At 61.6% G+C, this 18581-nt stretch carries 20 protein-coding genes; 7 read left to right on the top strand and 13 right to left on the bottom strand.

Features of this window, described 5'->3' with window-relative positions:
* Positions 1–206 precede the first annotated feature (206 nt).
* The 3 genes from PMI03_RS12615 (at position 207) to PMI03_RS12625 (ending at position 2034) form a co-directional block, all read left to right on the top strand.
* Positions 207–857: a hypothetical protein gene (locus tag PMI03_RS12615; RefSeq protein ID WP_007693623.1), complete on the top strand. Its 651-nt coding sequence runs from the start codon at positions 207–209 to the stop codon at positions 855–857.
* 88 nt (positions 858–945) lie between these two features.
* Positions 946–1494, top strand: coding sequence for a hypoxanthine phosphoribosyltransferase (gene hpt / locus PMI03_RS12620; RefSeq protein WP_007693625.1), 549 nt, complete (start codon positions 946–948; stop codon positions 1492–1494).
* A 180-nt stretch (positions 1495–1674) separates the two neighbouring features.
* Positions 1675–2034 carry a response regulator gene (locus PMI03_RS12625; protein ID WP_007693627.1) on the top strand — a complete coding sequence of 120 codons (360 nt, stop codon included), beginning with the start codon at positions 1675–1677 and terminating at the stop codon, positions 2032–2034.
* Positions 2035–2087: 53 nt separating this feature from the next.
* On the opposite strand, the gene PMI03_RS12630 is transcribed toward PMI03_RS12625, so the two are convergent.
* From PMI03_RS12630 to argH, 4 genes are all read right to left on the bottom strand, one after another.
* Positions 2088–4844, bottom strand: coding sequence for a TIGR02302 family protein (locus PMI03_RS12630; RefSeq protein ID WP_007693630.1), 2757 nt, complete (start codon positions 4842–4844; stop codon positions 2088–2090).
* Positions 4845–5093: 249 nt separating this feature from the next.
* Positions 5094–6365, bottom strand: a complete 1272-nt coding sequence (gene lysA, locus PMI03_RS12635; RefSeq protein ID WP_007693631.1) for a diaminopimelate decarboxylase — start codon at positions 6363–6365, stop codon at positions 5094–5096.
* A 13-nt stretch (positions 6366–6378) separates the two neighbouring features.
* Positions 6379–6573 (bottom strand): LPS translocon maturation chaperone LptM, encoded by a 195-nt coding sequence (gene lptM / locus PMI03_RS12640; protein ID WP_007693633.1) that lies wholly within the window; start codon positions 6571–6573, stop codon positions 6379–6381.
* 99 nt (positions 6574–6672) lie between these two features.
* Entirely contained in the window at positions 6673–8073 is a 1401-nt protein-coding gene (gene argH, locus PMI03_RS12645; protein ID WP_007693635.1) for an argininosuccinate lyase, read from the bottom strand.
* Between the two features lie 23 nt (positions 8074–8096).
* Here argH and tlpA point away from each other — a divergent pair, with 23 nt between their 5' ends.
* Entirely contained in the window at positions 8097–8762 is a 666-nt protein-coding gene (tlpA, locus tag PMI03_RS12650; RefSeq protein ID WP_007693637.1) for a thiol:disulfide interchange protein TlpA, read from the top strand.
* Positions 8763–8938: 176 nt separating this feature from the next.
* Here the strand turns inward: tlpA and PMI03_RS12655 are convergent, their stop codons facing one another.
* The 6 genes from PMI03_RS12655 to PMI03_RS12680 form a co-directional block, all read right to left on the bottom strand.
* Positions 8939–9817 (bottom strand): 3-hydroxybutyryl-CoA dehydrogenase, encoded by an 879-nt coding sequence (locus tag PMI03_RS12655; protein ID WP_007693639.1) that lies wholly within the window; start codon positions 9815–9817, stop codon positions 8939–8941.
* A gap of 151 nt (positions 9818–9968) precedes the next feature.
* A complete protein-coding gene (locus tag PMI03_RS12660) occupies positions 9969–10898 on the bottom strand; it encodes an electron transfer flavoprotein subunit alpha/FixB family protein (RefSeq protein WP_007693642.1) in 930 nt (309 codons plus the stop codon).
* A 23-nt stretch (positions 10899–10921) separates the two neighbouring features.
* Positions 10922–11671, bottom strand: coding sequence for an electron transfer flavoprotein subunit beta/FixA family protein (locus PMI03_RS12665; protein WP_007693644.1), 750 nt, complete (start codon positions 11669–11671; stop codon positions 10922–10924).
* Between the two features lie 198 nt (positions 11672–11869).
* On the bottom strand, positions 11870–12448 hold the full coding sequence (locus PMI03_RS12670) for a cob(I)yrinic acid a,c-diamide adenosyltransferase (protein WP_007693646.1): 579 nt from the start codon (positions 12446–12448) through the stop codon (positions 11870–11872).
* Between the two features lie 13 nt (positions 12449–12461).
* The gene (locus tag PMI03_RS12675) at positions 12462–12665 is read right to left on the bottom strand and encodes a twin transmembrane helix small protein (protein WP_007693648.1); all 204 of its coding nucleotides are present in this window, start codon (positions 12663–12665) and stop codon (positions 12462–12464) included.
* Between the two features lie 22 nt (positions 12666–12687).
* Positions 12688–13521 carry an SDR family oxidoreductase gene (locus PMI03_RS12680; protein WP_007693650.1) on the bottom strand — a complete coding sequence of 278 codons (834 nt, stop codon included), beginning with the start codon at positions 13519–13521 and terminating at the stop codon, positions 12688–12690.
* A 98-nt stretch (positions 13522–13619) separates the two neighbouring features.
* Here PMI03_RS12680 and PMI03_RS12685 point away from each other — a divergent pair, with 98 nt between their 5' ends.
* Positions 13620–14552 carry a YihY/virulence factor BrkB family protein gene (locus tag PMI03_RS12685; RefSeq protein ID WP_007693651.1) on the top strand — a complete coding sequence of 311 codons (933 nt, stop codon included), beginning with the start codon at positions 13620–13622 and terminating at the stop codon, positions 14550–14552.
* On the opposite strand, the gene gluQRS is transcribed toward PMI03_RS12685, so the two are convergent.
* On the bottom strand, positions 14517–15398 hold the full coding sequence (gene gluQRS, locus PMI03_RS12690) for a tRNA glutamyl-Q(34) synthetase GluQRS (RefSeq protein WP_007693653.1): 882 nt from the start codon (positions 15396–15398) through the stop codon (positions 14517–14519). The two genes, PMI03_RS12685 and gluQRS, sit on opposite strands and share 36 nt — an antisense overlap.
* Positions 15399–15441: 43 nt before the next feature.
* On the opposite strand from gluQRS, the gene PMI03_RS12695 reads away from it, so the two are divergent.
* Positions 15442–16086, top strand: coding sequence for a DNA-3-methyladenine glycosylase (locus PMI03_RS12695; RefSeq protein WP_007693656.1), 645 nt, complete (start codon positions 15442–15444; stop codon positions 16084–16086).
* 111 nt (positions 16087–16197) lie between these two features.
* Positions 16198–16755 (top strand): HNH endonuclease, encoded by a 558-nt coding sequence (locus PMI03_RS12700; RefSeq protein ID WP_007693658.1) that lies wholly within the window; start codon positions 16198–16200, stop codon positions 16753–16755.
* A gap of 29 nt (positions 16756–16784) precedes the next feature.
* Here the strand turns inward: PMI03_RS12700 and PMI03_RS12705 are convergent, their stop codons facing one another.
* Both PMI03_RS12705 and PMI03_RS12710 read right to left on the bottom strand, forming a co-directional pair.
* On the bottom strand, positions 16785–17297 hold the full coding sequence (locus PMI03_RS12705; RefSeq protein ID WP_007693660.1) for a disulfide bond formation protein B: 513 nt from the start codon (positions 17295–17297) through the stop codon (positions 16785–16787).
* Positions 17298–17311: 14 nt separating this feature from the next.
* On the bottom strand, positions 17312–17905 hold the full coding sequence (locus PMI03_RS12710; protein ID WP_007693662.1) for a YqaA family protein: 594 nt from the start codon (positions 17903–17905) through the stop codon (positions 17312–17314).
* Between the last annotated feature and the right edge of the window lie 676 nt (positions 17906–18581).

Raw genomic sequence — 18581 nt, forward strand, 5'->3', positions numbered from 1 at the left:
CAGTCCAGTCTTCCGCGGTGTTCAATCAGGCGACTTGTTAACCAATTGCGTTAACGGACGGTAAATTTTGCTGGGAAGGCGCCCCATTCATGGCGGTCTTTGCGAAGCATTAACCATTAAAATTTACGACTGGGCAGGATTCGTTTCAATGCCCAGAATTCAGATGGGCGTGGAAACCATGTGGATCACCGGAAAGGGAGGTCGTCATGGGTGCTTTTCGCCACCGTCGGCAGCAGGCGGGGCTGGTCTATGACCTGCTTCCGCCCGAACGCGCAGCGGCTTCGCAACTATCCCACCGTTTCGGATCGAAGCCGGATATTGTCGACGCCGAGTTCGTGACCGTCATTCCCGGCCGCGCCAACGGCAATCACGAGAAGGGCAGCCGCGCAAGACCGCAGCCCCGGCTGGTCCCGGCGGGCGTTCACGTTCGTGCGATGACAGGTTTGCGCCTTGCCGAGGGATGGCTGCAGCGGGCATCGCGGCGCAGTTTCGTGGCGCTGATCGCGGCGCTCGCGATCCTGGTTTTCGGTCTTGCCGGCGGCTTTTCCGGATTATCCGGCACGCCGGCGCAGGCAACGTCGGAACCGCTGCAATTTACCCATGTGACGCTGACGCCGCGCGACGAGAACGGCATGCGGGTGCTGACCGTCAACGGCATCATCGAAAACCAGACAGGCGCCACGCTGACAGTGTCGCCGGTGCGCGCCGATATCTTCTCCGGCGATCGGTTGCTGACCAGCGTCGTGGTGAACCCGCCCGTGGATCGTATCGGGCCGCATGAAAGCCGTGGTTTTTCCACCAGATTGCAGCATCCCGGTGGAAAAACGCCGGATGTTCGGCTTTCCTTCATGCCTTAGGGGGTGTGTCGGCTCTCGTGATTGTGCTACGGGCTAGGGCTTGATCAGCGGACAAGTGCCGCAGCACAGCCATGGAGCATGCCAATCAATGCCTGTCGTACGCGGGAAGAATATCGAGCCGCTTTTCACCGCCGAGCAGATCGCCGAGCGTAACAAGGTTTTGGCGGCGCAGATCGCCAGCGGGCCGACGAAGGATCTCCTCGTCATCGCCATCCTCAAGGGCTCGTTCATTTTCGCGGCCGACCTGCTGCGTGCGCTGCACGACACCGGGCTTGCACCGGAAGTCGAATTCATCACGCTCTCGAGCTACGGCGCGGGCACGACGTCCCAGGGCGTTCGCATCGTTAAGGACATCGACAGCGACGTTAGGGATCGCGACGTGCTGCTGGTCGACGATATCCTGGAATCCGGCCGGACCCTGCGTTTCGCCAAGGAACTGCTCTATGAGCGCGGCGCCCGCAACGTCTCGCTCGCCGTGCTGCTCGACAAGAGCGTCAAGCGCCAGGAAGAGCTGGAGGCCGATTATGTCGGCTTCGAATGCCCCGATTATTTCGTCGTCGGCTATGGCATGGATGTCGCCTATGCCTTCCGCGAGCTACCCTTCGTGGGCGTAGTGACCGGCGACGCCGACGAATAGTTTTGCTTCGTCGGGCGCCGATTCCAGGTTAATCCGGCGCTCCGACAGACTGTCCCAATATGCTCCAGCGATGACGAACCGTTAACCACGGGACGGGATTGCACCTCCGTCGTTTACCGATCGCAAACGGAATTCTGGTGATTTCGGTCTCGGAACATGACGGACCACGGAGCATAGACCATGGCAAGAATTCTGATCACGGAAGACGAGGACTCTCTTCGCACCTTTGTCGCCCGGGCGCTGCGCCTGGATGGCCACGAGACCGAAGAGGCGGCCGACGGCGCCGAAGGTCTGGAAAAACTGAAGCAGGGCGTTTATGACCTGCTGCTCTCCGATATCCGCATGCCGGTGATGGACGGCATCGAGCTGGCGCATCAGGCGGCCTCGACCTGCCCCGGCATGAAGATCCTGCTGATGACCGGCTATGCCGAGCAGCGTGAGCGCGCCGACGACCTGATGGAAAAGATCGTCGATGTCGTCTCCAAACCCTTCGCCCTGCCGGATATCCGCAAGGCGGTCGCCCGCGCTCTGGCGGCCTGATCGGCGCTATCGAAGGAGGGCCTTCGCCTACAGTGGCGAAGGCGATGCAAGGCTTACTGCCTCATATCGAGCAGGCGTTCCAGATAGTTCCGTTCGTCGGACAGTGACGGATTGTTGCTCAGCCGCTCGCGGATGGCGTCGAGAATTTCTCGGGCTCGCTGCGCCTTGATGATATCGGGTACTTTATTCTCGTTGGTTTCGTCGAATATGCCGGGTTTGTCGCCGCTCGGGCGGCCAAGCGGATCGCGGCTGTTCTGATTACCCTGGCCTTGCCCCTGCTGCTGGCCCTGGCCTTGCCCCTGCTGTTGCATCTGCGCCATCAGCTGGTTCATCATGTCGCGCGTGCCCTTGCGCAGCGCGTCCAGCGCGCGGCCCTGGTTTTGAACAGCGCCTTCGCCATTGCCCTTGTCGAGCTCGCCGGTGGCGCCCTTCATCTCCTGCTGTGCCTTGCCGTAGTTCTGGTTCGGCTTCATGCCCATGGAGCCGAGTTCCTTCTGCAGCTCGCCGAGTTGTTTTCCGAGATCATCCTGCTGCTGGCGCAATTGCTTCAGCGCATCGCGCAACTGGTCGGCGGTCATGCCGTCCGTCTCGTTGTCGCCCTGCTTCTGACCCTGTTGCTGCTGGCCCTGCTGGTTCTGGCCCGGTCGCTGGTTCTGGTCCTGCTGACCCATGTCCGGCTGCTGCGGATCGTCCAGACCCGGCATCGGCTGGTTGAGCGCGTCGTCGCCGTCCTCGTTGGGATCGCCGCGCTGCATGCGGTCGCGCATGGTCTGGTCGAGCTTGAAGGTCTGCTCCATCAGCTTCTGTTGGTCGCGCAGGATGCGGCCAAGCTTGTCCATCTGCTGGCGCATCTTGTCGTTTGCCTGGCCCTGCTGCTGGTTCTGGTCGCGCTGCGGGCGGCCCGCCTGCAGGTTGTTCATCATCTGCTGCAGCTCGGACAGCATCTGCTGCGCTGCCTGGCGGTTGCCGGAGCGGGCGAGATTCTCGATCTGGTCCATCATCCGCTGCAGATCCTGCTGGCGCAGGATATTGGCCGACTTCTGGTTGGGCTGCGCCGGCATGTTCTTCATGCGCTCGGCAAGCTCCTTCATATAGTTGCCCATCGCCTTGCGCAGCTCGTCCATCAATTTCTTGATTTCCGCGTCGGGCGCATTGCGTTGCAGCGCATCGGAGAGCTTCTGCTGCGCATCGCGGAGCGCCTTTTCCGCGTCAGTCAGCTGCGCATCTTCCATGCCGAGTGCGATCTGCCAGAGATAGTCGGCAGTATCCTTCAGGGCGGCATCGCCGCTGGCGAGTTTCATGCGTGTCAACGCCGATTTGATCAGCAGATAATTGCCGAGATCGGGGATCGTCTCGTCCGGGCGGATCGTCAGCGACTTGTTGAGTTCGATCGCCTCCGGCATCTTGCGGATATCGAGCGCGAAAACCTGACGTTCCTCGGCGACGGCGGCGGCGAGCGGCTGGCCGAAGTTGCGCGAGGGCAGGGTCATCTCATAGGGTGCGCTGCGGCCGGTCTGGCCGGCGCCGTCGCGTGCGACAAGGGTGATGTGTACCTTCTTGCCGGCAAGCGGATCCTGCGTCAGATCGCGGCTCGTCAGTCCCTTGCCGTCACGGCGGTCGCGACGCGGGATTTCCAGCTTGTACTCCGGCAGACCATAAAGTGGCTTGGCCTGCGGATCGGCATCGACGGGCACGATCTCGGCACGGGCTTCCTCAACGCCATAATCGTCCTTCACCTTGAAGCCGATTTCGAGCGAGCCGTTGGTAGTGGCGTGTGGAATGCCGTCAAAGGTGATTTCCGGCGGCTTGTCGACGACGACATTGAAGGACCAGGACTTGCCGTTGACCGTCAGTTTGCCGCCCTTTTCCAGCTTTTGCACATGGGTGCGAGCAACCATTGCAGCCGTGCCGGGCGCCGCGGGCGGCGAAGCGGTGTCGGCGACGGGTTGCGCGGTGGGGGCGGTCGTATCGCCATTTGCCGGTGCCTGTTTGCCGGCGTCGGCGACCTGTTCGGGGATTTCGGTGCTGGTGTCGCTGTCGACGGGCTTGAACAGCGCTTTCTCATCCGCGGAGGCGCCGGTGACGCGCACGGTGAGCTCGGAGAATTGCGGGACATTGACGCTGTCGCCGGCGTTGGCGGCATTGCCGGTCAGGTAGATCGGCGCTTCGCCGGTGTAATAGGGCGGCGTCACCCAGGCGTCGACGCGGACATCAGGATTGTTCGACGTGATGGCCGGCGCGAGGAAGGCATCGCTCAGCGAACCGCCGCTGTTGGACATGGAGAAGCTGAACGCCGTCACCAGCAGCAGCGCCGGAATGGTGCGCAGCGCAAAGCGGTCGTAGCGGGCAATATCCGGACGGGGCAGGCCGGCGTCCAGCGCGGCGATGCGCGCCGCCATGCGGGCCTGGTGCTCTCGCCACAGCGCCCGGGCAAAGGGCGTGTCGAAAGCCGGCTCGTCGTCCTGCACGGTGACCGGCTGGTGGGGGAGGCCGTTGCGCTCCTCCAGCATCCGGTCGGCTTCACCGACGGTCGGCCAGCGCAGGCGGCGGAAGGGGAAGCAGGCGGCTGCGAAGGTGATGGCGAAAACGGCGAGCAGGGCTAGGCGCAGCATATCCGGCGCGATGCGGAAGATGCCGAACCAGGCGGCCGAAAGGAAAAGGGCAAGGATCGACAGCGGTAGCAGCAGCAGGGGCAGGATCTGCTCGGACACTAGCACCAGCCGTGCGAAGAGACGTTTGACCGCAACCAGCCGTGCCAGCGCCGGACGGCTGGCGAAAGCGCCCTTCTTGGGGTTGCTTGGGCTGGTCATCGGTCCGGTTTTCTCCCCGATCTGACGTGGATGGCTATCTGCCCATTGGAAGTGGCGGGGCGTCTCACACGCCCAAGTTTACAGCGCCCGGCGAGACGCCTGTCATGGAAAGATAACATTCTTTGTGGCGAAGACGAGAGCAAGCGGCGCCAAAGGCCACTTTTTCATCGGATTTCGCTTAAACGTGATTAAGCCGCGCGGTGAAGCCGGCGCATAATCCTGTCCGAAAATCGGTTCCGACTTTCGGGATTATGCGCTGAGCCAGGCGGGAATCGAATCGAGGCCGATCAGCTCTTCATAGGTCCGGCGCGGACGAATGACGTGGAAATCGCTACCCTTGACCAGCACTTCGGGCACCAGAAGCCGGCTGTTATAGGTGCCGGCCTGGACCGCGCCATAAGCGCCGCCGGAGCTGACGGCCAGGAGATCGCCAGGCTTCGGCATCGCCATTTCGCGATCGAGCGCCAGATAATCGCCGGTTTCGCAGACCGGGCCGACGATATCGGCCTTGATGCGCGGTGCATTGGCGGCGGTGATCTCGACGGGGCGGATCTCATGATAGGCCTCATAGAGCGTCGGGCGGATCAGGTCGTTCATGGCGGCGTCGACGATGACGAAGCTCTTGTTACCGCCGTCCTTCACATAGATGACTTCCGTCACCAGGATTCCGGCATTGCCGACAATGAGGCGGCCGGGCTCGGTGACGATCTTGCAGTTCAGGCCGCGCAGCTGATCCTTGACGATATGGGCATAGGCGTCCGGCAGCGGCGGCGGGGTATTGTCGTCGCGATAGGGAATGCCGAGGCCACCGCCGATATCGACATGGTGGATGTCATGGCCGTCGCCGCGCAGTGTCTCGACGAGCTCGCGCAGCAGCTTGAAGGCATCCTCGAAGGGCTGCAGCTCGGTGATCTGGCTGCCGATATGCATGTCGATGCCGGTGGCGTCGATACCCGGCAGATTGGCGGCGCGGGCATAGACGGTGCGGGCGCGCTCCCAGGATATGCCGAACTTGTTTTCCTTCTTGCCGGTCGAAATCTTCGCATGGGTGCGGGCATCGACGTCAGGATTGATGCGGAAGGAGACGGGGGCGATCTTGCCGGCGCGGACGGCGCGCTGGTTCAGCACTTCCAGTTCCGGCTCGGATTCGACATTGAAGCAGTAGATGCCGGCTTCGAGCGCGACATCCATTTCCTGCGCGGTCTTGCCGACGCCGGAGAACATGATGCGGTTTGCCGGGATGCCGGCGGCAAGGGCACGCTGCAGCTCGCCGACGGAGACGACGTCGACACCGGCGCCGAGACGGCCGAGCGTCTTCAGCACCGCCTGGTTGGAATTGGCCTTCATCGCGTAGCAGACCATAGCGTCGACATCGCTGAAGGCTTCGGAAAAGACGCGGTAGTGCCGCTCGAGCGTTGCCGTCGAATAGACGTAGAAAGGCGTTCCGACCGCCTTGGCGATTTCGGGAACGGGAACGTCCTCCGCGTAGAGAATGCCGTCGCGGTACTGGAAATGGTTCACGGTCGCGGCCTGCTTAGAGAAGCGGATCGAGGAGGAATTTCTTGTCCTCGGTGCCCGGCTGTTTCGTCGGCTTGGAGACGTCGCCGCCCTTGGTCGCCGCAGCGCTTGGCGGATCAAGATCGCCCTTGCGGCCACATCCGACGACGGCAAGGCCGATGACCGAAAGGACGACGGTCAGGCGGATGATATGCGGCATGTTGATCTGCATCGAAATCCTCTTGGGCGGCAAACGCGGAAGCAATCTTCATAGCGAAGTTTCCGCGCCTTGTGCACCCTGATTGTTAGAGTGTGGTTTCCGGCGATTGTCTCAGTTGCGGGCGCGCCAGAAGGCGATCTGCTTGCGCACTTCCGACGGCGCCGTGCCGCCGAAGCTCTTGCGGCTGGCGACCGAGGCTTCGACCGTCAGGACGTCGAAGATCTTGTCGGTGATCGCGGGGTGGATCGCCTGCAGATCTTCCAGCGACAGTTCGGCGAGATCGCAGGACTTGCTCTCGGCAAGCGCCACGGCGCGTCCGGTGACGTGATGGGCGTCGCGGAAGGGCAGACCTGCCTCGCGCACCAGCCAGTCGGCAAGGTCGGTCGCGGTCGAATAGCCGGATCCGGCGGCGGCCTTCATGCGCGCGGCGTTGATCGTCAGGTCGCGCACCATGCCGGTCATGGCGGCGATCGCCAGTTCCAGGCTTTCGGCGGCGTCGAAGACCTGCTCCTTGTCTTCCTGCATATCCTTGGAATAGGCCAGCGGCAGGCCCTTCATGATGGTCAGGAGTGCCACCAGCGAGCCATTGATGCGGCCGGTCTTGGCGCGCACCAGTTCGGCCGCGTCCGGGTTCTTCTTCTGCGGCATGATCGACGAGCCGGTGGAGAAGGCGTCGGACAGGCGCACGAAGCCGAATTGCGGCGTCGACCAGATGACGATTTCTTCGGCCAGCCGCGACAGGTGCATGCCGGCGATGGCGGCGATCGACAGGAATTCGATGGCAAAATCGCGGTCTGAGACGGTGTCGATCGAGTTGCGGGTCGGCTCGCGGAAGCCGAGCTCCTTGGCCGTCATGTGGCGGTCGATCGGGAAGCCTGTGCCGGCAAGGGCGGCAGCGCCGATCGGCGATTCGTCCATATGCTCGATGGCATGGCGCACGCGCGAACGGTCGCGGCCGAACATCTCGACATAGGCCATGCAATGATGGCCGAAGGTGACCGGCTGCGCGGTCTGCAGGTGGGTGAAGCCGGGCATGACGGTGTCGGCATGTTCCTCGGCGCGGTCGAGGAAGGCAGCGATCAGGCCGGTCAGCGCCTGTTCGCATTTCTGAAGCTCTTCCTTGACCCAGAGGCGGAAATCGAGCGCCACCTGGTCGTTGCGCGAACGGGCCGTGTGCAGCCGTCCGGCGGCCGGACCGATCAGGGCCGCAAGCCGCGACTCGACGTTCATATGGATGTCTTCGAGGCTGCGGGAGAATTCGAAATTCCCGTCTTCGATCTCTGACAGGATCGTGTTCAGCCCGTGAACGATCTTGTCTTTATCCTCGGTTGAAATGATGCCTTGATGGGCAAGCATGGTGGCATGGGCGATGGAGCCGCGGATATCCTGCGCAAACAGCTTCTTGTCGAAACCGATCGATGCATTTATCTCCTCCATGATGGCCGCGGGGCCGGAGGCGAAACGTCCGCCCCACATCTGGTTGGAGGATTTGGTGTCCGTGCCGTCAGCCATGAGATGCCTACCTGGAGAATGTAATGACAGCGAAGAAGCCGTTTGGTCTGCCGTCCGTGAAACTTGTCCTGCTTGCCGCCGTCGCCGGGGTCGTCGCCGGTGCGGCAGCGGTATACGTGAAGGAGGCGGGGTATGGCAATGGTATTGGTGAAACGGCCTCCTCCGGACAATGCGAAACGGCCAAGGATCGCGCCGCGGCGCTGACGCCCTTCACTAAGGGACAGGTGGCGGCCATGGTCGCGCCGCAGACGCCGATCTCGCTGCACGATGTCTCCTTCAAGGGAGCGGACGGTCAGCCGCTGTCGATCGCCAATTTCTCCGGCAAGACGCTGCTGCTCAATGTCTGGGCGACCTGGTGCGTGCCTTGCCGAGAGGAAATGCCGGCCTTGAACGCGCTGGAAAAGAGTATGGGCAACGACAAGTTCGAGGTTGTCGCCGTCAATATCGACACCGGCGACGATGAGAAGCCGAAAGCGTTCCGCACCGATTACGGCATCGACAAGCTCGGCTATTATCGTGACAGCACCATGGGCGTCTTCAATGCGCTGAAGAAGCAGGGCCTGGCCTTCGGCCTGCCGGTGACGCTGTTGATCGACGACAAGGGTTGCCTGGTCTCGGCCATGAACGGCCCGGCGGCGTGGGACAGCGACGATGCGAAAAATCTGATCAAGGCGGCGGTGGGGATTTGAATCATCTTGTTGCCCGAACATCCGTCCTCGTGGTTCGAGGGTCGCTTACGCTCCCGCCTCACCATGAGGGCTAACTGTCTGCGCCAGCGAAGGGTAGCTCCGACCTCATCCTGAGGTGCGCAGGCCAAAGGCCGAAGCCTCGAAGGATTGGGTCGGCCCGGAGGTCACCGTAAAAGTTACCGTGTCGGAACTGGCACTTCGCCGCGATAATCGTAGAAGCCACGACCGGATTTGCGGCCGAGCCAGCCGGCTTCGACATATTTCACCAGCAGCGGGCAGGGGCGGTATTTCGAGTCCGCCAGGCCGTCATGCAGGACCTGCATGATCGACAGGCAGGTGTCGAGGCCGATGAAATCGGCAAGCTGCAACGGCCCCATCGGGTGATTGGCGCCGAGCTTCATGGCGGTGTCGATGGCATCGACGGTGCCGACGCCTTCGTAAAGCGTATAGATCGCTTCGTTGATCATCGGCAGCAGGATGCGGTTGACGATGAAGGCCGGGAAGTCTTCGGCCACCGTGATCGTCTTGTCCAGCGAGCTGACATATTCCTTGGCAGCGGAGAAGGTCGTTTCCTCGGTGGCGATGCCGCGCACCAGTTCGACGAGCTTCATCACCGGCACCGGGTTCATGAAGTGAATGCCCATGAAGCGTTCCGGCCGGTCGGTCGCGGAGGCGAGCCGGGTGATCGACAGCGACGAGGTGTTGGTGGCGAGCATCGCCTCGGGCTTCAGGATCGGACAAATCTGAGCGTAGATCTTGCGCTTGACGCTTTCGTCCTCGGTCGCGGCCTCGATGGCGAGGTCGACCTGGGCGAGATCGTTGAGGTCGGAAGAGCCCGATATCAGCGCCAGCGCCGCCTTGCGCTCCTCGTCGGTCATCTTGCCGGAAGAGACCTGGCGGGCAAGGTTGCCATTGATGGTGGCAAGGCCGCTCTCGATGCGTTCCTGCGACAGATCGTAGATATGCACCTTATAACCGGCCATGGCGGATACGTGGGCAATGCCGCAGCCCATCTGGCCCGCTCCGATAATACCGATCGTCTTCAGCGAACTCATTGCCAACTCCCCCGGGGCGGCGCGTTCTCGGCGGCGCGCCATGCTTTTCGTCATAAATTTGCCGGACTATTTCTAGCCCGGCAAGATTGATAGACCCATAAAGGACAATTTTCCAGTCTTTCGCAACTGCGAAAGAGATCAAGAGGCGCGATCAGAGCGCCTTTTCGAGTTCCGGCAGTGCCTCGAAGAGATCGGCGACGAGGCCATAGTCGGCGATCTGGAAGATCGGGGCCTCTTCGTCCTTGTTGATGGCGACGATGACCTTACTGTCCTTCATGCCGGCCAGATGCTGGATGGCGCCGGAAATGCCGCAGGCGATGTAGAGCTGCGGTGCGACCACCTTGCCGGTCTGACCGACCTGCCAGTCGTTCGGCGCGTAGCCGGCATCGACGGCCGCGCGCGATGCGCCGACGGCGGCACCGAGCTTGTCGGCGACGGGAAGGATGACTTCGCGGAACTTCTCCGCCGAGCCGAGCGCCCGGCCACCGGAGATGATGATCTTCGCCGATGTCAGTTCCGGACGGTCGGATGAGGACAGCGCATCGCTGACGAAGCTGGAAAGGCCGGGATTGGCAACCGCCGCGATCGCCTCGACGGCAGCGGGGCCGCCTTCCGGGGCAGACGCGAAGGACGCCGTGCGAACGGTAATCACCTTCTTCGCATCGCTCGACTGTACCGTCTGGATGGCGTTGCCGGCATAGATCGGGCGCTTGAAGGTGTCGGCAGAGACGACGTCAGTGATCTCAGAGATCTGGGCGACGTCGAGCAGGGCTGCGACACGCGGCAGCACGTTCTTGCCGACCGAAGTGGCAGCCGTGATGATGGTGTCGTAGCCGGCGGCCAGCGATACGATCAGATCGGCCAGCGGTTCGGCGAGGTTGTTGGCCAGCTCGTCGCTTTCGGCCAGCAGCACCTTGGAGACGCCGGCAAGCTTTGCGGCGGCATCGGCAGCAGCCTTGGCACCCTTGCCGGCGACGAGGATATGCACGTCGCCACCGATTTTTGCAGCAGCCGTCAGCGTCTTGGCGGTCTGGTCGGAAAGGCTTTGATTGTCGTGGTCAGCCAGAAGAAGAATGGCCATGATGATTGTCTCCCTTTCCTATCCTAGAGCACGCCGGCTTCGACTTTAAGCTTCTCGACGAGTTCGGCAACCGAGGCCACCTTGATGCCCGCCTTGCGGCCGGACGGCTCTTCCGTCTTCAGCACCTTGAGACGCGGCTCGGTCGAGACGCCGAAATCGGCCGGTGTCTTCTTGTCGAGCGGCTTCTTCTTCGCCTTCATGATGTTCGGCAGCGAGGCATAGCGCGGCTCGTTGAGGCGAAGGTCGGTGGTGACAACGGCCGGAAGCTTGATCTCGATGGTCTGCAGGCCGCCATCGACTTCGCGGGTCACGGTTGCCTTGCCGTCGCCGATCTCGATCTTCGAGGCGAAGGTCGCCTGTGCCGAGCCCAGGAGGGCTGCGAGCATCTGGCCGGTCTGGTTACTGTCGTCATCGATCGCCTGCTTGCCGACGATGATCAGGCCCGGCTGTTCGGCGTCTGCCACACCTTTAAGGATCTTGGCGACGGCCAGTGGCTCGACGGCATCATCGGTCTCGACCAGGATCGCCCGGTCGGCGCCCATGGCGAGTGCAGTGCGCAGCGTCTCTTCAGCCTTGGCAGGCCCGATCGAGACGACCACGACTTCCTCAGCCTTGCCGGCTTCCTTCAGCCGCAGCGCTTCCTCAACCGAGATCTCGTCGAACGGGTTCATCGACATCTTGACGTTGGCAAGCTCAACGCCAGTCCCATCCGGCTTCACACGGATCTTCACGTTGTAATCAACTACCCGCTTCACGGGGACCAGAATCTTCATGGAATCCTTCCTTCAACACTGCGCTCTAGACCATGGCCTGTTTAACGCCGTTCCGTTTGTCGAATGGCGACATGGATACGCGTTTTTTTCCCAATTACAACGCTTCCATGCCGCAGACAGGCAAATTGCTTTAGGGGTGTAAATAACGTTTACGTTAACGTCAATATGATCGCCCGGTACGAGACATAATTTGCCTTGTTACCGATTCTTGCCGGGAACCCAGAGCACATCGGCGCGGCCGTGATCATTGGCATGGCGCGCGGCGACAAACAGGAAGTCCGAGAGGCGGTTGACGTATTTCAATGCCACCGGGCTGACACGCTCGCCCTTGCTGCGCGACAGGGCCACCATCAGCCGCTCGGCGCGTCGCGCGATGGTGCGGGCAAGGTGGAGATGGGCGGAGGCGGGGCTGCCGGCGGGCAGGACGAAGGAGTTCAGCGGTTCGAGACCGGCATTCAGAGCATCGATATCATGTTCGATACGCGACACCTGATTGTCGATGATGCGCAGCGGCTCGTAGGGAAGCGGTTCATCGGTTTCCGGCGCCGAGAGATCGGCGCCGAGATCGAACAGATCGTTCTGGATACGCATCAGCATGGCATCGAGCTCGGGCATATCAGCCGTATGCAGCCGGGCAATGCCGATCGCGGAATTGGTTTCGTCGATGGTGCCGTAGGATTCGACGCGCAGGTCGTGCTTCAGCCGGCGTGGGCCGGAAACGAGGCCGGTGGTGCCGTCGTCACCGGTCTTGGTATAGATCTTGTTGAGCTTGACCATCTTGATCCCGTAATCAGGCCGGACGGCCGCCGCCGGTCAGCCACAGCGTCAGCATGATCAGGATGACGGCGACCGCCTGCAGCAGCACACGAAGCTGCATCAGCCGGTTGGAGAGATTGGGGTTGTCACCCTTCATCATGTTGAACAGGCCGCGAATGAGGACGAGCACGACAAGGCCCATGACAATGATGGCGGCGATATAGGTAAATGTGGACATGGCTCTCCTCCGTCCCCGTCTTTCAATCCAGCCGGCGCATCAGACGATAGAAAAGGTTAGCCGGCAACAGCCTTTTCAGAAGAACGCCCTGCTTGGCAGGGGTGGTCACGAGATAGTGCGGACGCGGATTTTTCGCATTCAAGGCGGATTTTAACACGTCATAGACGGCTTCGGATCCCAATTTATGCCTGTTGACCGGGCCTGTGCCATTCAGTCGCGCCAGCTGCCGCCGGTATTCGACGGCATGGGCCGAATGTTTGAGATCGATATGTTCCTCGATCTTGGCGAGCGCATTGGCGGTGAAGCGCGTGGCGATCGGGCCGGGCTCGATCAGGCTGACATGGATGCCGCTATCCTGCAGCTCCATCCGGAGCGTGATCGTCAGTCCCTCCAGCGCGAATTTCGAGGCCGTATAGGCGCCGCGGAAGCGATAGGGGATGAGGCCGAGGATGGACGAGCAATTGACGATGCGGCCCTGACCTCGGGCGCGCATCAGCGGGATCACCTGCCGCGTCAGCTCGTGCCAGCCGAAGAAATTTGTCTCGAACTGTTCGCGCAGCACATCAGTGGAGAGGTCTTCCACCGCGCCCGGTTGGCCATAGGCGCCATTATTGAACAGGGCGTCGATGCGGTCGCCGGTCCGTTCGCGGACTGTCGCGACCAGCGACGAGATCGTGTCAGGCCGAGAGTAATCCATCAGCAGCGTTTCGATACCGTCAGCCTCGAGCGGGCCGAGGTCGACCCCCTTGCGCACGGTGGCGAAAACCCGCCAGCCATCGGCCTTTAGCGCCCGGGCGCAATAAGCGCCGATGCCGGAGGAGCAGCCCGTCACGATGATGGTGCGTTGATCTGCCATGGAATGATTCCTGTACAAAGTGGGAGTCGTTTCCCATATTCAGGAGCCCGATACAATCGACAACCGGTGGATGAGGACCGGGAGCAAGCGGAGATGGAATGCCGACATTCGTGCGTGCGCTTTACAAGGTCGTCTACGATGCAGTGTTCCATTTCGTCGAGGACGATGGGTTCGCCATGGCGAGCCATGTCGCGCTCTCGACGCTGCTGGCGGTTTTCCCGTTCCTGATTTTCGGCACCGCGCTTGCGAGCTTCCTCGGCGCCAGCCAGTTTTCCTCGACGGCGGTGCACCTGATCTTCGACACCTGGCCGGAAGCGATTGCCAAGCCGGTGGCCGACCAGGTCGTGCAGGTGCTGACCATTCCGCGTGGCGGGCTGCTGACGATCTCGGTGCTGGCGGCCGCCTACTTCGCCTCGAACGGTGTCGAGGCGCTGCGCATTTCGCTCAACCGCGCCTATCGGGTGCCGGAAACGCGGCCATGGTATTTCAATCGTCTGGCCAGCCTCGGCTATGTGCTGATCGCGGTTCTGATCTTCGCGCTGCTGAGCATCCTCCTGGTCGCCGTGCCGCTGGCGCTGAATTATACGCGGCAGTGGCTGCCAGGGCTCGCCGATATCCTAGACGTCGTTTTCAGCTGGCGAATCTACGGCACCATCTTCCTGTTGGTGGCGGGGCTGCTGATCCTGCATCTGTGGCTGGCGGCGGGGCGGCGGCGGTTGTTCGACGTCATCCCCGGCGTGTTCCTGACCCTGGTCTTCTGGTCGATCGGGGCGCTGCTCTTTGCCTATTATCTCTCGACCTTCGCCAATTACACCGCCACCTATGCCGGCCTCGCCTCGGTGATGATCGTCTTGATCTTCCTCTATATGCTCGCGGTGATCTTCATCATGGGCGCGGAGATCAATGCGGCGCTGATGAAGTTCAAGGTGCGGCGCCTGCTGTTCGGCAAGGTGGCTAGCCCGCAAGTCGACAAGCCAGACGTCGACAAGCAGCAATCAGAGGCCGATGCGGCGGCGAAGCTCCGCCGGTGACAGGCCCTGCCGGCGCCATTCGGCGATGCCGGTGTCGCCCTGGCTCTTCGACAGCTTCCGACCGTCGTCGCCGAGGATCAGCCGGTGATGGTGGTAGAGCGGCTCCGGCAGGCCGAGCAAGCTTTGCAACAGGCGGTGGATCGAGGTGGCGTGGAAGAGGTCGAGACCACGCACGACATGGGTAATGTCCTGTGCCGCGTCGTCGACGACCACGGAGAGATGATAGCTCGACGGCGCATCGGAACGCGACAGCACGACGTCGCCCCAGGCGGCGGGATCGGCAAGGATATCGCCCGTCTCGCCATCGCCGCTTTCGCGCCAATGGAGCGGCTGGTTGACCTCGGCGATAGCTTTCTCCATGTCGAGCCGCCAGGCATGCTTGAGGCCGGCGTCCAGCAATCGCTGCCTCTCAGAGACACTGCGCTCGCGATCGTCGGGCGGATAAAGAGGCGTGCCGTCCGGATCGCGCGGCCAGGGCTTGCCGCTTGTTTCACCCGCCGCGACCCGCGCCTTCACCTCGCCGCGGGTGAGAAAGGCGGGATAGACGAAGCCGCGGTCGATCAGCGACTGCAAGGCGCTCTGATAGGCTGGGAAATGCTGGGACTGCCGGCGCACTGGCTCCTCCCATGAAAGACCAAGCCAGCGGAGATCGGTCAAAATTCCCACTTCGAAATCGGGTGTACAGCGGGCCTGATCTATGTCCTCGATGCGCAGGAGAAAATCGCCGCCGGCCTTGATCGCCAAGTCGTGATTGAGGATCGCCGACAGCGCGTGGCCGAGATGCAGCCGGCCGTTCGGGCTCGGCGCAAAGCGGAATCTCGGCTTTTGACGGGGAATCGCGATCATGCTTTCTTCTGCCACGAATTTTAATCCCGGACCATGAGACGCCATGCACATCATTCGCGATGAAGACGATATCAGGCAAGGACTGGCGGCGCTGGTCGAGCTTGATCCACGCCTGCGGCAGATTGTGTCAGAGGCTGGCCCGGTGCCGCTGCGCCTGCGCGAGCCGGGCTTCGAGGGGCTGGCCCATATCATCGTCTCGCAGGTTGTGTCGCGGGCAAGCGCGGACGCGATCTGGGGGCGGATGACGGCGAGGCTCGGCCGGGTGACGGCCGAGGCCTATGCCGGGCTGGAGCCGGATGCCTGGCGGGTTTTCGGCCTGTCGCGAATCAAGGCGGACACGCTGGCGCGGGTTGCCGATGCGGTTGTCGAAAGCCGAATCGATCTGCATTCGTTGAGCACCGAGCATCCGGAAAAGGCGCTGTCCGAACTGACTTCGATCAAGGGGATAGGGCCTTGGACGGCGGAGGTCTACCTGATGTTTTGCGGCGGTCACGCAGATGTGTTCCCGGTCGGCGATGTCGCCCTGCAGGCGGCTGTGGGCATGGCATTCGGCCATGAGATCAGGCCCCTGCCGAAGCTTTTGGCCCGGGAAGCGGCGGTCTGGGCGCCCTGGCGCTCGGTCGCGGCCCGGCTTTTCTGGGCTTATTATGCCGTCAAGACCCGGCGCGACGCGCTGCCTATCGATTAATCAGTGGGTCTCATAGATCAGCCGCTTTTCACTGAATTTATTGGACTTCACAATCCTGTAACAACCGGCCTAATATACAGGTGCAGATGCCGAATCGATCAGGAGGGTTCCTTGACGATTGCAGTCTCCCCGCAGTCCCTGCCGGCGCTCGTGCTGAACGCTGACTATAGACCGCTGAGTTATTACCCCTTGTCGCTCTGGTCCTGGCAGGACGCGATCAAGGCGGTTTTCCTTGACCGTGTGAATATCATCGCCGAATACGATCAGTGCGTATCGTCACCGAGCTTCTCGATGCGGCTGCCGAGCGTTGTCTGCCTCAAGACTTACGTTCAGCCGTCCCGCAATCCGGCCTTTACCCGGTTCAACGTCTTCCTGCGTGACCGGTTCGAGTGCCAGTATTGCGGCACCCATGACGACCTGACTTTCGACCATGTCATCCCGCGCGCCCATGGCGGCGAGACGACCTGGCAGAACGTCGTTGCGGCCTGCTCGCCATGCAACCTGCGCAAGGGCAGCAAGCTGCCGAAGCAGGCGGGCATGTTCCCGGCACAGAAGCCGTATCAGCCGACCGTGCAGGACCTGCACAATAACGGTCGTCTGTTCCCGCCGAACTATCTGCACGACAGCTGGCTCGACTATCTCTACTGGGATACGGAACTGCAGCCTTAAAATTCCTTCTCTCCGCTGGAGAGAAGGGACTATGCTGTCTTCTTCACACCCACAAAGGCAATCGCCGCGAGGATCACGCTGGCGACGACGTTCCAGCCCGCCATCGAGATGCCGAGGACGCGGAGTGCTGCTTCCGTGCAGGAGGGGCCTTTGATGGTGCTAAGTTCGTTCAGGAGGTCGCCGGCATTCTGCGTCATGCTGCTGGCGGAGGTGGAGCAGGTCGTGGGACCTGCCCAGAAGTGCCATTCGACGCCGGCGTGATAGACGCCGATGCCGCCTCCGACCACCATCATCAGGCCGGCGATCGCAAGCAGCGTGCGGGTAATCCAGGAAGGCAGGCGAAGGATGGCCGTCAGGGCTGCGACGATCGCGACGGGAATGCCGTAGTAATAGGGCTGGCGTTGCTCCAGGCAGAGCGCGCAGGGGATATAGCCGCCGATATGCTGGAAGCCGAGCGCCGAGCCGACGACGATGATCATGCCGATCGCGAGCAACGCCGAATAACTGAGGCCGGCGCGAGAGGAGGTCAAAGTCTGGGACATCAGGGGCTCCGTGGTCAGTTTGCCAGAGCAAAATGGAAGATGCCGTAGAGGGCGATGAGAATGCCGGCGGCGGCCATGGTGATTTGGCCGAGGCGTTTCTCGATGAAGTGGCGGATCGATTCGCCGTAGCGGCGCAGCAGGAAGGCGAGGAAGAAGAAGCGCGCGCCACGCGCGACGATGGCCGAGATGATGAACAGGCCGAGATCGATGTGAGCGACACCGGACAGGATCGTCACCACCTTGATCGGCGGAAGGTGCGCAAGGCCCGAGGTGACCAGCAGCAGAACAATCCATTCGTAGGTGACGCCTGCGCTCATCTGGTTGAAGGCGTCGAGCTTGCCGTAGAATTCCAGGATCGGCTTGGCGATGGTCTCGAAGGCGTAGTAGCCGAGCGCCCAGCCGGCGATGCCGCCGAGCACGGAGGCGATGGTCGCCGTCAGCGCGTAGCGCCAGGCCCGCTCGGGCTTTGCCAGCGACATGGGCAGGAACAGGACGTCCGCGGGGACAAGAAAGACGGAGCTTTCGACGAAGGCGATAACGGCCAACCAGACTTCCGCCGATTTGCGGCCGGCCAGCGACATGGTCCAATCGTAAAGTCTACGTAGCATGGTACCCCCTTTTGCTGCGTTGCACACCTTTAGGGACGAGGATTGTGGCTGTAAATGGCCGCAGGCTTGGGCGGGCAGCACAAAGTCAAAATTTTTCGTGAAGCCGGGGTGATCGGCGTCACTGCGTTTTTGTTTAGTGTTTTCTTATGTTTCGGGTGTTGGATACCGTGCCAATGACGGTTTTTGCAGTCTCCGTGTTCAGTCTCTATCCATCACTGTGACGAATTATTCAAAGAAAATAAATATTTCTGGGTAATTCATGTTATGATGGGGCAATAATTAAAATAATCAGGCAAGGAGAATTTAGATGAGGCGGTTTAATTTATTTTTCACCGGACGACAGTACGCGATTTTCTTCATCGAAACATCGGTTATATCCGCTGGTATTGCTCTCATGCTTATTGCTAATCTTCCTGTGATTCACTGAATTCTGTTGATCGCTGCCCAGCTGGGTGGCGCCTGTTGCATGGCTGCCGCCCTTATCACATTTACCCTGCCGTGCTCTGGAACTTTTTCTGCATCCAAGGGTTTATAGTTCGTGATGTGGAGGAGTATCGCTATGAGCAATGATTTCAATAGACCAAATCCAGACCTTGGAACGCCGCCGCTGTCACGCCGCCCGCCCTGGGCATCGTGGCTGGTTATCCTGGCGGCGGCTGTCGTAGCCGCATTGGCG

It is taken from the genome of Rhizobium sp. AP16 (assembly GCF_000281735.1).
Classification (GTDB): domain Bacteria; phylum Pseudomonadota; class Alphaproteobacteria; order Rhizobiales; family Rhizobiaceae; genus Rhizobium; species Rhizobium rhizogenes.